The 13,269-nt window shown below is 30.7% G+C and carries 10 protein-coding genes; 7 read left to right on the plus strand and 3 right to left on the minus strand.

The genetic code is table 11. The features are described from left to right. Positions 1 to 153: 153 nt before the first annotated feature. Positions 154 to 3,012 carry an OmpA family protein gene (locus V9L05_RS07885; RefSeq protein ID WP_338815039.1) on the plus strand — a complete coding sequence of 953 codons (2,859 nt, stop codon included), beginning with the start codon at positions 154 to 156 and terminating at the stop codon, positions 3,010 to 3,012. Between the two features lie 36 nt (positions 3,013 to 3,048). On the opposite strand, the gene V9L05_RS07890 is transcribed toward V9L05_RS07885, so the two are convergent. Further along, positions 3,049 to 4,326 (minus strand): hypothetical protein, encoded by a 1,278-nt coding sequence (locus V9L05_RS07890; protein WP_338812774.1) that lies wholly within the window; start codon positions 4,324 to 4,326, stop codon positions 3,049 to 3,051. Positions 4,327 to 4,585: 259 nt separating this feature from the next. On the opposite strand from V9L05_RS07890, the gene V9L05_RS07895 reads away from it, so the two are divergent. Continuing rightward, complete coding sequence (locus V9L05_RS07895; protein WP_338812234.1) at positions 4,586 to 6,256, plus strand: IS1182 family transposase; 1,671 nt, start codon at positions 4,586 to 4,588, stop codon at positions 6,254 to 6,256. A gap of 59 nt (positions 6,257 to 6,315) precedes the next feature. Here V9L05_RS07895 and V9L05_RS07900 read toward each other — a convergent pair whose 3' ends face one another. Together V9L05_RS07900 and V9L05_RS07905 are read right to left on the minus strand one after the other, a co-directional pair. Continuing rightward, positions 6,316 to 7,020 (minus strand): hypothetical protein, encoded by a 705-nt coding sequence (locus V9L05_RS07900; protein ID WP_338815040.1) that lies wholly within the window; start codon positions 7,018 to 7,020, stop codon positions 6,316 to 6,318. 191 nt (positions 7,021 to 7,211) lie between these two features. Beyond that, entirely contained in the window at positions 7,212 to 7,751 is a 540-nt protein-coding gene (locus V9L05_RS07905) for a YcxB family protein (RefSeq protein ID WP_338793783.1), read from the minus strand. Between the two features lie 136 nt (positions 7,752 to 7,887). On the opposite strand from V9L05_RS07905, the gene V9L05_RS07910 reads away from it, so the two are divergent. The 5 genes from V9L05_RS07910 (at position 7,888) to lepB (ending at position 13,070) form a co-directional block, all read left to right on the plus strand. Next, entirely contained in the window at positions 7,888 to 8,865 is a 978-nt protein-coding gene (locus V9L05_RS07910) for a polyprenyl synthetase family protein (RefSeq protein WP_338815041.1), read from the plus strand. 89 nt (positions 8,866 to 8,954) lie between these two features. Continuing rightward, positions 8,955 to 9,941 carry a zinc dependent phospholipase C family protein gene (locus V9L05_RS07915; protein ID WP_338815042.1) on the plus strand — a complete coding sequence of 329 codons (987 nt, stop codon included), beginning with the start codon at positions 8,955 to 8,957 and terminating at the stop codon, positions 9,939 to 9,941. 133 nt (positions 9,942 to 10,074) lie between these two features. Further along, on the plus strand, positions 10,075 to 10,770 hold the full coding sequence (locus V9L05_RS07920) for a DUF5683 domain-containing protein (protein WP_338815043.1): 696 nt from the start codon (positions 10,075 to 10,077) through the stop codon (positions 10,768 to 10,770). Between the two features lie 114 nt (positions 10,771 to 10,884). After that, entirely contained in the window at positions 10,885 to 11,634 is a 750-nt protein-coding gene (dapB, locus tag V9L05_RS07925) for a 4-hydroxy-tetrahydrodipicolinate reductase (protein WP_338815044.1), read from the plus strand. 158 nt (positions 11,635 to 11,792) lie between these two features. After that, a complete protein-coding gene (gene lepB / locus V9L05_RS07930) occupies positions 11,793 to 13,070 on the plus strand; it encodes a signal peptidase I (protein ID WP_338815045.1) in 1,278 nt (425 codons plus the stop codon). Positions 13,071 to 13,269: the final 199 nt, after the last annotated feature.

Consider the following 13,269-nt stretch of genomic DNA (forward strand, 5'->3'; position numbering starts at 1 on the left):
TTTTGGTAATCCAAAATAACTCTGACAATAGCTTGCAATAAAACTATTGACAGCCTTCTGAAAGGACTGTCAAAGTTTTAATAATTGGCAACCAAACAACTAGCATTAATTTTGAGTAACTTAGAAACGTAATCATCTAAAATAAAAAAATATATGCGTTTCCTTCTACTTATTTTTTCCTTCTTATTATTCTTTCAAACTTCTGTTTTTGCACAGAATACTATAAAGGAAGGATTACAAAACCTTCAATCCAAAAATTACCCAAAAGCAATTTCTATTTTTGATGGATTACTACTCAAAGAACCTCAAAATACGGCTCTGCTTTACAATCGTGCGTATGCTACGCTGCTGCTGCATCAGTCTAATAAAGTCATCGAAACCAAAACAGAAGATTTGCGTTTCAAAAACTTTCAATCTCAACACGATACACTAAAACACGCTTATAATTTGGCTTCTCAAGCCTTAGAAAATTATAGAGCTTTGACAGAATCAGACAAAAACAAACTCATTTCGGAAGGAATAGGCAATTTTAAAGATGTTTTTAACCTCAAAGAAGGCATTGCAACAGCAGCTTCAAATTTGATTGTCGATGCTTTTTATTATGTTCCTTTTCAGCGTTTGCCACTTACACCTCCTTACAATCGTCCAGAAAGCGCAGATACGACACAGGCTTTGCGTCATATTTTGGTTTTACAGGCAACTGATTTTTTGGAAACGTATCAAAAAACTCGTCCGTATGAGGGAATCAGAAACGCTCGTCGAAGTCTGTTGAAAGAATTTATAAATATTCCAGATTTACGTGCTAGAGGAACAGGAAATGGCTATTTGTATGAAAAATATTGTGATTGTATTTTGGAAGATTACACCGAAGACGAACTAAGAAACATTATTCCAGAATTTTATGGTGCAGATTGGAATTTTCCTGAATATGGCTACAAAAATAAAGAAGAATACAAAAAATTAGAAGCCTTTGCCAAAACAAAAAACATGACAGTTTTGCAGCTTTTTTGTAAACTGAATCTTCATTATAAAGGAGTTATTTATGAATCTAATAATGATAAGTGTATAAATTGTGATTTGTATGAAGGTTTTATAAAAGAGTTTGCACCTCATCAACTTGCCTTTGTAGCCGTTCAGAAGTTGGCTAGTCCGTTGATTGTTGATAAAAAATGGAATGAAGCCAGTGCAGTTTATCAAAAATTCAAGCCTTTATTTGTTCAAAATAATAATGAGAAAAACTTTGGTGAAAACGATTTTGATAAAATAATTGCGCTACTAAACGCAAAAGAAGATAATCTAAACTTAAAAAATTTAGGTTCAACTATAAATACAGAAGGCTACGAAACTGCACCAGTTCCATTTTTAGATGCGTATGGAAATGAAGGACTTTATTTTTGTAGAATGGATTTGGGAACAGGGCAAGATGTGTATTATTCGATGTTTGAAAACGGTAAATATTCGAAAGCAATTCGTTTGCCTGATGGCGTAAATACAAATACGCATGAAGTTCCTCAAAGTGTCAGTTTTGATGGAAATACGCTTGTTTTGTTCGGAAATTATGGAAGTCTTGATGCCTATAAAATTGAGTTACGACAACAAAATAACAAACTAGGAAACGGAGATTTATTTTTTGCAGAGCGAAATATAAAACAAGATAATACTACAAATTCTCCCACTTGGGGACGTATAAAAGCCTTTCCTTTTCCTGTCAATACACCCAATTACGAAGCAGGTTTGAGTTTTTCAGTGGATGGAAATGCTGTTGTTTTTTCATCGGATAGAGAGGGTGTAGTAGGAAATCATTTACCCAAAGCTCCTAAAGACCGTTTGTATTTCCATGGAAGAGAAGAATTTAATATTGATATTTTTGTAAGTGAAAAAAATCAAGAAACTGGAGAATGGAGCGAACCAATAAACTTGGGCGAAATTATAAACACTCCTTTTGCCGAAACGCAGCCGTTTTTGCATCCAGATATGAAAACGCTTTATTTTGTTTCTGATGGACATTATGGAATTGGAAGTGGCGATATTTTTATGTCAAAACGATTAAATCCAAATTCTTGGACAGAATGGTCTGAACCTGTAAATTTAGGAAAAAGCATCAATACGCCATTTTTGGATGGTTTTTATATGGGAACTTCTGGAGAGTTTGCTTTTATTGTTTTGAAAAACACAGAAACAAATAATCAACAGAATCAAAATAATTCTTACAAGACCAATTATGACATTTATCGTTTTGAAGTGCCTGAGCGTTTTCGTCCAGACCCTGTTTTGCCACCTACAATTATCATAGGAAAAATTGTTGATAAGAATGGAAAAGGAATTCAGAAACAAATTTTTATAGAAGATTTGACAACAGGAAAAATTATTTCTTCAACAAAAAGTAATGCAAAAGATGGCTCATTTCAAGTTCAAATTTCAAGTAATTTACTTTCTAACTCAAATCCTACTTCTTCAAAAATAGGAATGTATGCAAAACAAGAAGGTACGTTTTCTACTTCTCAAAATATTTCTATCAATCAGAATGGAACTACAAATCAAGGAAATAAAGGAGGAAATACTGAAAATAATAATGGAACAAATCAAACAGGAATAAAAGACAAACCAATCATTTTTAAGACCAATCAAAACCTAGAAATTTATGAGATATCCGAACTCATAGACGACCAAAAAACAGTCCGACTAAATAATCTATTTTTTGATTTTGATAGTTATGCACTACAAGAAACTTCTTTACCTGAAATATATCGTCTTTTTGAAATTTTGAAAGAAAACCCAACGCTGAAAGTAAATATTGAAGGACATACTGACAACACAGGAAAAGCAGATTATAATTTACAACTCTCAAAAGACAGAGCAAAAGCAGTTTCAGAACAACTTATTTCTTTAGGAATTGATAAAAGCAGAGTGAGTTATGAAGGTTTTGGTTCTCAAAAACAAATAGCTGATAATTTTAATGAAGAAGGAAGAGCAAAAAATCGTAGAGTTGAATTTAGGTTATCAACTATTTAAATTGTAGAGTTTGATTTTAGTTTACTATTTTGATTATCAAGTTTTTATATTGATTTGATTTTGCAAAAGGTCTAGTATTTCTTTGTTAGAGCAGAGTATCCTTTGTAAAGAAATAAATCCTTTTTGTTTAAATTGTTTACATTTTCTTCTAATAAATCGGACTATTTTTTGAACTTCAATCGCCAAAAATGCAAATTTTAAAAGTTTATTTTCAAATTCTTCTTTATTTTTTGTTCTAGGTTCACTAATTTTTAATACGTGTTTGAGTGTTTTGAAAAACTGTTCTATATAGGTTCTATTGAACCAATGTCTTCGTAATGTTTTTGCAAAAACGGTCAAATTTGGGGTATATATAACACTTACTTTTTTTGAGCCATTTAACCTAAAAAATAATAAAACAACTTCTCTTTTTTGGCATTGATAGAACGCTTTTAGACGTAAAGTAAAAGGTGTTTTTTCTTCTTCCTTGAGATGTCTTTGCGCTTCTTGATGTTTTTTTTCTTGTTCTAAAAAAACACGATCTATATATTCTTTTGAGTTTGTTTTTTTATTATTTACTATAATAATATGATTTTTTTTAGGTACACTAATATAAATCAAACTTGTTGATTGGTTGGTACATTCTTCACTCAATGAAACATCACTATAGCCACTATCACAACTAAAATGAATAGAAGGTAATACACTATTTTCTTTAGCTAATTTTTCTTGTAACTTTCCCCAACGATTCACTAATTTTTTAGCTATTTGAATAGGTTCTTTTTTATCAGCTTTTTCTTTTTTTCTAACAAAATCAAAAAATAAAGGATAAAAAACATCTTCAATATATAATCCAAAACAAACCACTTTAAAGCCTAGAGTAGTAGCACGATACTGTCCACTAAAGAAACTTCCAAAATAATCATTTTCTCTACCTAACTCAGAGAGCCATTGACGAAAAATACTGTCATCTAAAACTGCCGTAACTCTTTTTTTTGACCAAATACTACTATCTTTTGAAGCCATTTCTTTCAATAAATGAACCACTTGAGTTTTAAATACATATTCATAAAGTACACGTATTTTGTTGATTGTCAGTTTTTTATACAACTTTTTGTAATTGATGGATACTTGACTACTTGTGATACCAAATTTGACTAAAATACTTTTCAAGGTAGGCAAACCTAGTAATTGACCTAGAAAAAATACAGTTTGCATTTTTTCAAAAAGTAATGTATCAGATTCATCTACATTAGAAATATCTAATTCTGAAAAAGAGTTCTGAAAAAGAGTAGAAGTAGCTGAAAATTCCTGTTCAAAATATTTTTTTGTCAAAGAAACTATTTTTGTGGCTATTTTTTTTTATCATTGTAGTGTATTTTACAAAATCTAATTATTTATTTTGTGGTAAAAACAAATATAGGACTTTTGCAAAATATAATTGCCGTACAGAGTTGATATTCAGCAAAATACGGCAATTTTAAACTCTACAATTTAAACGAGGCTGTCCGAAAAGTACGGATAGCCTTTTTTTTATGGTTAATTTTTTTTATTTTCGAGGTATATATACTTTTATACTAACGTTATATAGCCTATGGCAAAAGTAGTTTTCAAAAACCAAAGTGGTAAGCAGCCCGAACTTTTTCCTGTCAATATATTTGACAAAATTCCAGCTCACCATCCTGTTCGTTTAGTTGAAAAGGTGGTTGATTCATTGGATATTAGCGATTTGATTTCTCAATACAAAGGTGGAGGTTGTTCAGCTTATCATCCAAGAATGCTCGTTAAAGTGCTATTCTATTCTTATTTATCCAATATTTATTCTTGTCGTAAAATAGCTAAAGCTCTTGGGGAGAATATTCATTTTATGTATTTATCAGGCAATTCTACACCAGATTTTAGAACAATTAATGACTTTAGAGGTAAAATTTTGAAGGCACACATTCATCGTTTATTTGGAGAAGTTGTTAAAATGTTGGTTGAAATGGGTTATGTAAGTCTTGATGTTCAATATATTGATGGAACAAAAATAGAGGCTTGTTCTAATCGTTATACTTTTGTTTGGCGTGGTAGTATTGAAAAAAATAAAGAAAAGTTAGAAACTAAAGTAAATAAAATTTTATCTGATATTGAAAGTAGTATTCAATCAGATAATCAAGAAGAAAATAAAGAAGAAGTATCTACTCCATTAGATTCAGAATTATTAAAAGAAAAACTCGCTCAAATCAATAAAAAACTAAAAGAACCGAGTAAACAACAGGCAAGAGAACTAAAAAAAATGCAAGATGAATATCTTCCTAGATTAAGTAAATATGAAGAGTCTCTGAAAATTTTAGGTTGTAGAAACTCGTATAGTAAAACAGATACGGATGCTACTTTTATGCGGATGAAAGAAGATCACATGAAAAATGGACAACTCAAACCTACTTATAATGCTCAAGTGTCCACAGAAAATCAATTTATTACCCACGTTTCTATTCATCAAACGGCAGGAGATACCACCACTTTATCCTCTCATTTAGAAGGATTTGAAAATCAGTACAATAAACAAAGTAAAGAAGTAGTAGCTGATGCAGGTTATGGAAGTGAAGAAAATTATGAATTACTTGAAAAAAAAGAAATTACTGCCTACGTTAAGTACAATTATTTCCATAAAGAGCAAAAAAGGAAAATGAAAAATAATCCTTTTTTAGTTCAGAATTTATTTTACAACAAAGAATTAGATTTTTATGTCTGTCCGATGGGGCAAAGAATGAAGAAAATAAGAGATGGAAAACGTACTTCAAGTAATGGATACGAATCGCAAGTATCTTATTATCAAGCAAAAAGGTGTCAAGATTGTCCTCTTCGCAATTTATGTCATAAAGCTGAAGGCAATAGAATAATACAAGTGAATCATCGTTTAAACCAACTAAAAGAGAAAGCTAGAAATTTACTAACTAGTGAGAAAGGATTAGAGCAGCGCAGTAAACGCCCTATAGAAGTAGAAGCTGTTTTTGGGCATCTCAAATATAATAATAAGTTTAATCGATTTACTTTTAAGGGATTAGTAAAAGTAGAAATGGAGTTTCTATTGATGGCTCTTGGACATAATTTTAGAAAAATGGTGGCAAAAACTGCCGATAAGCTAAAAAATACTTTCAATTCTAAAAAATCATCTTTTTGCACCTTTTTTTATACTCAAAAAAATCACCAAAAGACAAAATTTGTTTGCATCATCAAAAAAATCAACCAAAAAGAAGAATTACAAAAAATAGCTGCATAAAAAGAGGCTGACCTTTTCGGACAGCCTCTTTTTTACTAAATGTCAATCAAACTGTAGATTTACTCAATTCCCCAATCAAAAATAGTGAGTTCAGAAATAATTCCTCGTTCTATAATTTTCTGTCCAAAACACTCAGGTTGATTACAATACAAAAGGCTTTCTGTTCTTTTATAAACCATTCCTACTTCATCAGCATAAATTTCATAGCGTAGTTCTTTATCTACCAAACTAGAATCCTGACTTTCAATGATGGTAATCGTTTTATTAAAATTATTGCCTCCAATAGATTTTGCAACATTTACCTCTTGTGCTAAATAATCCTTTAAAGGACGAGCATTAAACTGATTTCCGTTCCACATCTTTCCTTCTTCTATTGGGAAGTCAAATTTTATGTAAGGAACATTATGTTCCATCTTTACCACTACATTCTCATCTTTTCTAACTGAAAAAACAGAATCCAAACGAAAGTTTTCTAAACCACCAGTACGTACATAACGCAAAACTTCATTTAATTTTTCCCCATTCTCTCCTATAAACTCATCTCCAATTACTTCTTTGAGTTGGTAAGTAGTAGTAACAGGAATTTCATTCAAAGCAAAACGAGTTTGTTTGACAAAAAAAGTTTGAAATTGTCCTTTCTGAATGGGATAAAATGATTGTCCAAGAGTAAGGTCATTTGGTTCTTCGGGAGCTTCATCTTTACAAGAAGTAAAAACAAGGCAACTAATCAAGATAAAATAAATATATAAAGCTGTGTTTTTCATTAATTCAGTTTTTTATAATAAAAACGTGTATAACAGACTTTCTAATCTGTGGTATAAAAAGTCAGTAGTTTAAAAATAGTTTCAGATTTTTTTTGAGAATAAAAAAATAAAATAGTCTTTATTAGTGTTTTAGCACAACTACACCAAAAACCAACCTATTAAATCTATTCTTAACAAAACTTGCCAAAAACTTAGTTCCATTTCCATGCTGTATCATCTACATAGTCAATCTCTAAATCAGCAATTTTTTGTTTGAAACCATCTATATTTAAAATATAGGTTTTAGGAAGAATAATTGCTCCTCCTTTTTTTGTTTGTAAGAAAAAATGTTCTTTTAGCTCAATGAGTTTGGATATGTCAGATGTTTTTATTTTTCCTTCTTCTCCTTGTTCTTTGATATAAAAGTAATTATTATTTCCTAGTTTTAGTGCATCGACATGGTCTAATCTATCTGTATATTTTTTTTTGATATGATTGAGATAAAATCTCTTGTATCTATATTTTGAATAGAAAGGATAAATCAAGAGCCATAAAGCACCTAAAAAAATACAAATCAAAATTGCATTTTTATTGTTATCATAAAAATAGAAAAAAACACCCAACAAAACATACAAGGCAGGCACAGCAAACTTTGAAAGCAAACGCTTTTTTCTAATAGATTCTGACTTGGAGGTTGTATAGAGTTGATATTCTAAAAAATCCTCTTCTTGAAGTGTATATTCTATTTTCATAATTTCTGTAGAATACTTTTGAGCGTATTTGTTGTTATTTCATTTAAAAATACAATTAGTTCATAAAATTACAAATTCCTACCTTTGTAGCGAATATAAATAGCTATTTTTTCAACATTCTATTCTTTATTTTTCTATGAGCCTCAAACGCATACAAACTCCCATTCAATCCGAAATGAAAATCTTTGAACAAAAGTTTAGAGATTTTATGCGTTCTGATGTAATGCTCTTGGATAAGATAACCAATTATATTGTCAAAAGTAAAGGAAAACAGATGCGACCGATGTTTGTCTTTCTTTCAGCTGGTATGTGTTCAGAATCTGGAACAATTGGAGAAGTAACTTATAGAGGAGCTTCTTTAGTAGAACTTTTACACACGGCTACACTCGTACACGATGATGTAGTTGATGAATCAAATTATAGAAGAGGTTTTTTTTCGATAAATGCACTTTGGAAAAATAAAGTAGCTGTCTTGGTAGGTGATTATTTGCTTTCTCGTGGTCTTTTGTTGTCAATTGATAATGGAGATTTTGAGCTTTTACGTATTGTTTCGAATGCTGTTAGAGAAATGAGTGAAGGAGAATTATTACAAATCGAAAAATCAAGAAAGTTAGATATTACCGAAGAGGTTTATTTTGAAATAATCAGGCAAAAAACGGCTACACTTATCTCAGCTTGTTGTGGAGTTGGTGCTGCTTCATCAGGTGCAGACAAAGCAACAGTAGATTTAATGAAGGATTTTGGAGAAAAAATAGGAATTGCCTTTCAGATAAAAGATGATTTGTTCGATTACGGAACTGCCGAAGTAGGAAAACCATTAGGAATTGATATAAAAGAGAGAAAAATGACTTTGCCTTTAATTTATGCTCTAAAAAATGCTTCTGATAAAGATAGAAAACACATCATTTATTTAGTAAAAAACAAGAATAATAAAGCTGACAAGATAAATGAAGTGATAGAATTTGTAAGAAAATCGGGTGGAATAGAATATACCAAAACAGTTATGCAAAATTATTATAAAGAAGCCATGGAGATGCTAACCATTTTTCCAGAATCTGAACATAAAACTTCGCTTATGGAGCTAGTTAAGTATGCTATTGAGAGGGAGAAGTAAATCAGTTATCAGAAAATTGTATCTTTACATCTCTTGTTTTATTTAAAAAAAAATAATATTCTTTGTTTTAAATATCATTTACTACGACAATGAAAAAAATATTCTTCTCACTACTTTTGCTTCTACTTTGCATTTCAAATGCCTATTCTTGGGGTTTTTACGGACATCGTATTATCAATAGAATGGCAGTTTATACACTTCCACCAGAAATGTTTGGATTTTATAAAGCAAATATTCAATATATCACCGAAAATGCTGTCAATCCAGACCGTCGTAGGTATGCTGTTGAGGGAGAAGCTCCTCGCCATTATTTGGATATGGATATTTATGGAGATAGTGCTTGGCTAAAATTACCTCATCGTTGGAAAGATGCTGTTGAAAAATATTCAGAAGATACATTAATGGCGTATGGAATTGTTCCTTGGACAGTAGAACAGTTTCGTTGGAAGCTCACAAATGCAATGGAACGAGGAGATGCAGATGCAATTATTCGTATTTCGGCAGATTTAGGACATTATATTGGAGATTCTCATGTTCCTCTTCATTCTACTGAAAATTATAACGGACAACTTACAGACCAATATGGAATTCATGGTTTTTGGGAATCTCGTTTGCCAGAACTCTATGCTTTACAATATGATTTTTTTGTAGGAAAAGCAGAATATATAGACAATACTCAAGAAAGAGCTTGGGACGCTATTATCGGTTCGCATATTGCACTAGATTCTGTTCTGCGTTTTGAAAAGCAACTTACTAAGCAAATGGGCGATGACCAAAAATGGAGTTATGAAACTCGTGGAAATAATACACAAAAACTTTATTCAAGACCATTTTCAAAAGCCTACCACGATATGCTCAACGGACAAGTAGAGCGAAGAATGAAACAATCTATCAAAACAGTAGGTGATTTTTGGCTTACCTGTTGGATAGATGCAGGACAACCTGATTTAAACAAGCTTTTACTTTCTAAAGAAGAACAAGAAAAACTAGAAAAAGAAATGAAAGAGCTAGAACCTTCTGAAGGTCAATCTGCACCAACTTTGCCCGAAAAACCTAGAGAACATGAAGGGTATTAGCCTTTTTGTTTTTATTTTATGTTAAAGGATTCACAATTTTAGCTAAATGCCCTTTCAAAATAAATTCAAAGTGAGTTATTTTTCGTTATTTTGTAAATTAATTCTCAATGATAATTTAAATAATTATACTTTAATGAATAGGCTATTTCACTCATTATTAACTAAGCAAAAAACAATTTTAGCAGTTTTTTTCTGTATTTTTTGCTTTATATTTCTATCTTTTTCTAGCTTTGGACAAGATACAAAAACAGATTCCTTAAATACTATCAAAGTAGATTCTACTTCACAGATTATCATTAAAGAAACAGTAAAGGATTCTGTAAAAACGAAAGATAAATTACAAGTAAAATTAGAGCCTAAATTCAAACTTCGCCCTCCTACTCGTGCCGCACTTCTTTCAGCTGCTTTACCAGGAGCTGGTCAGTATTATAATAAAAAAGCATGGGCTGTAAAAATACCCTTGGTTTATGTTGCTTTGGGTGTTCCTGCTTATCTTTCTATTTCAAATCACGCCAATTATCGTATTTATAGAGAGAATTATTTGTATATGCAAGACGAAAACCCAGCTACAAAACCTGATGCTTCTTTTGAAAATCGTTCGGCAGACCAAGTACAACGTCAGCGAGATAGTTATCGTAGAGATAGAGATTTTTATATGATTATTACTGGACTTATTTATCTGCTCAATATTGGAGAAGCTACCACAACAGCACATTTCAACAACTTTGATATTGATGATGACATTTCTTTTAAGTTTAAACCTCAAATGGAAAGTGTTGGAATGAATGGAAATACACTAAGTGGAGTTTCTTTAGTAATGACTTTTTAGGGATTAATGGTTAAGATTAATTCAATTTATAAACCCAATTATCTTGACTTATTTAGCTACTTGTATTCAAATTAGTAACTAATGACTGATAACTGAAAAACTGATAACTGATTTATGAAAATTGCATTGTTAGGATACGGAAAAATGGGAAAGGAAATTGAAAAAATTGCTCTTCAAAAAGGACATTCTATTTCTTTTCGTATTGATAGAAATAATAAAGAAGAATTACAAAAATTTTCTTCTCAAAATACTGATGTAGTTATTGAATTTACTTCGCCTGAAAGTGCTTTTGAAAATGTAAAATTTTGCTTAGAAAAAGGCATTGCAGTAGTCTGTGGTTCAACAGGCTGGAATGAGCAAAAAAAAGAAATTGAAAAATTAGTTTTAAATACAGCTAGTTCTGAAAAAACAGCTTTCTTTTGGGCTTCTAATTTTAGTATTGGAGTAAATCTTTTTTTAGAAATTAATGCTTTTGCAGCCAAATTAATGAAAAATTATGCTGATTATGATACTGAAATATTAGAAATCCATCATACAGAAAAAAAAGATGCTCCTAGTGGCACAGCTATCACATTAGCAGAAACTATTTTAGAAAATTATAACTTAAAACAAGATTGGCAATTAGTAGAAAAAAATGATAACAAGCATTCTACAAATGCAACTAGTATTCCTATCTTTGCAGAGCGAGAAGAGGATGTAAAAGGAACACACACTACTACTTATTCTTCTACTGTTGATGAGGTTTCGATTACTCATAAAGCCTATTCAAGGGAAGGATTTGCAAAAGGAGCAGTCTTGGCTGCCGAATTTTTGAAAGACAAAAAAGGTGTTTTTGGAATGAAAGATTTATTAAAAATGGACTAATTTTAATAGTTAAATTACAAACTAGAATGTAATAATTACTCTTTCTTAACTACCAATTCTGTATCTAATACATCAAAAATTTCGTTTTCGAAAAAAGTAAAGCAGACTTTATAGTCTATCAAAAAAGCATTCTATTATACATATTAATAAAATAAATTATGGCATTTTTCAAAAAAAATCAAACAGAAGAAGAGTCTAAAGACAAGACACCCAAAAAGAAAAAAAGTGTTGCTAGAGAATGGTTTGATTCAATTCTTTTTGCTGTTATTGCAGCTAGTTTGATTCGTTGGCTTCTATTTGAGCCTTTTCAAATTCCAACTTCTTCAATGGAAAATTCTCTTTTAGTAGGTGATTTTTTGTTTGTTAGTAAGATTCATTATGGCGCAAGAAGTACCAAAACACCTCTTCAAGTTCCACTTACCCATCAAAAAATTTGGGGTACAGATTCTACAAAATCATACTTAGACTGGATTCAATTACCTCAATTTCGTTTACCAGGTTTTTCTGATATTGAGCGCAATGATGTTATTGTTTTTAATTATCCAGCCGAAGAGCAGCATCCTAGTGACCTACGTACCAATTATATCAAACGTTGTATAGCCATTGCAGGTGATGAAATTGAAATAAAAGACCGAGTAATCTATGTAAATGGAAATGCAACAGAATTTCCAGCTCAATCACAACATAAATATTTAGTAATTGCTTCCGAACTTTTAAAGGCAGAAACATTTTATGACCTTGGAATTCCGATAGATAATCAAACAGGAGCTGTACAGCCAACTCCTTACAATTATAATCAATATAATGATTTGGAGGGATCTATGAGTTCACTTCTTGAAAATACAAGTTCTACTTTTGAGGGAGTAGAAAAATATAAGGGACAAAATGTATATCCTTATATTATGGATTTAAGTCAAGAAGAAGTTGAGAAATTAAAAAAATATCCTAAGTTATTTTTGGATATGATTGTAAGTGTAGATGCTCAGGATAATTTATTTCCTACCAACAGAAATTATTTAAACTGGGACATTACAAAAACAGGTGCAAGTGCTTCTGATTTTGATTGGAAACTAGATAATTTTGGTTCTTTAAAAGTTCCAAATGAAGGTTGGAAAATGACTGTAACTCCTCAAAATCTAGCTTTATACGGAAAATATATTCAAGATTATGAAGGAAATGAGAATGTAGAGATTTCTAATGGAAAACTTAAGATTGATGGAAATGAACTTTCTGAATATGTCTTTAAACAAAATTATTATTTTATGATGGGAGACAATCGTCATTCGTCTGCTGATTCTCGTTTTTGGGGATTTGTTCCTGAAGACCATATTGTAGGAAAGGCAACCATGGTATTTATGTCTATTGATCCTGATTTCAACAAAGGTGGTGTTTTTAGTCGCATGCGTTGGGATAGAGCCTTTACAATTATAGAATAACATAAATCAGTGAACAGTTATCAGTAAACCGTTACCAGTTAAATACAAATTTCATTTTGGTAAAATTTATTGAAAACTAAGTAATTGTATTTAATAGTTTTTTTAATTTAATAACAGATTACTAAATCATAGTTATTCTTCATTATTTAAGAAATTTTGAAATTAACTGATCACTGGTAACTATTTACTGGTAACTGAT

Origin of the sequence: Bernardetia sp. Wsw4-3y2 (genome assembly GCF_037126295.1) — a bacterium.
GTDB lineage: Bacteria > Bacteroidota > Bacteroidia > Cytophagales > Bernardetiaceae > Bernardetia.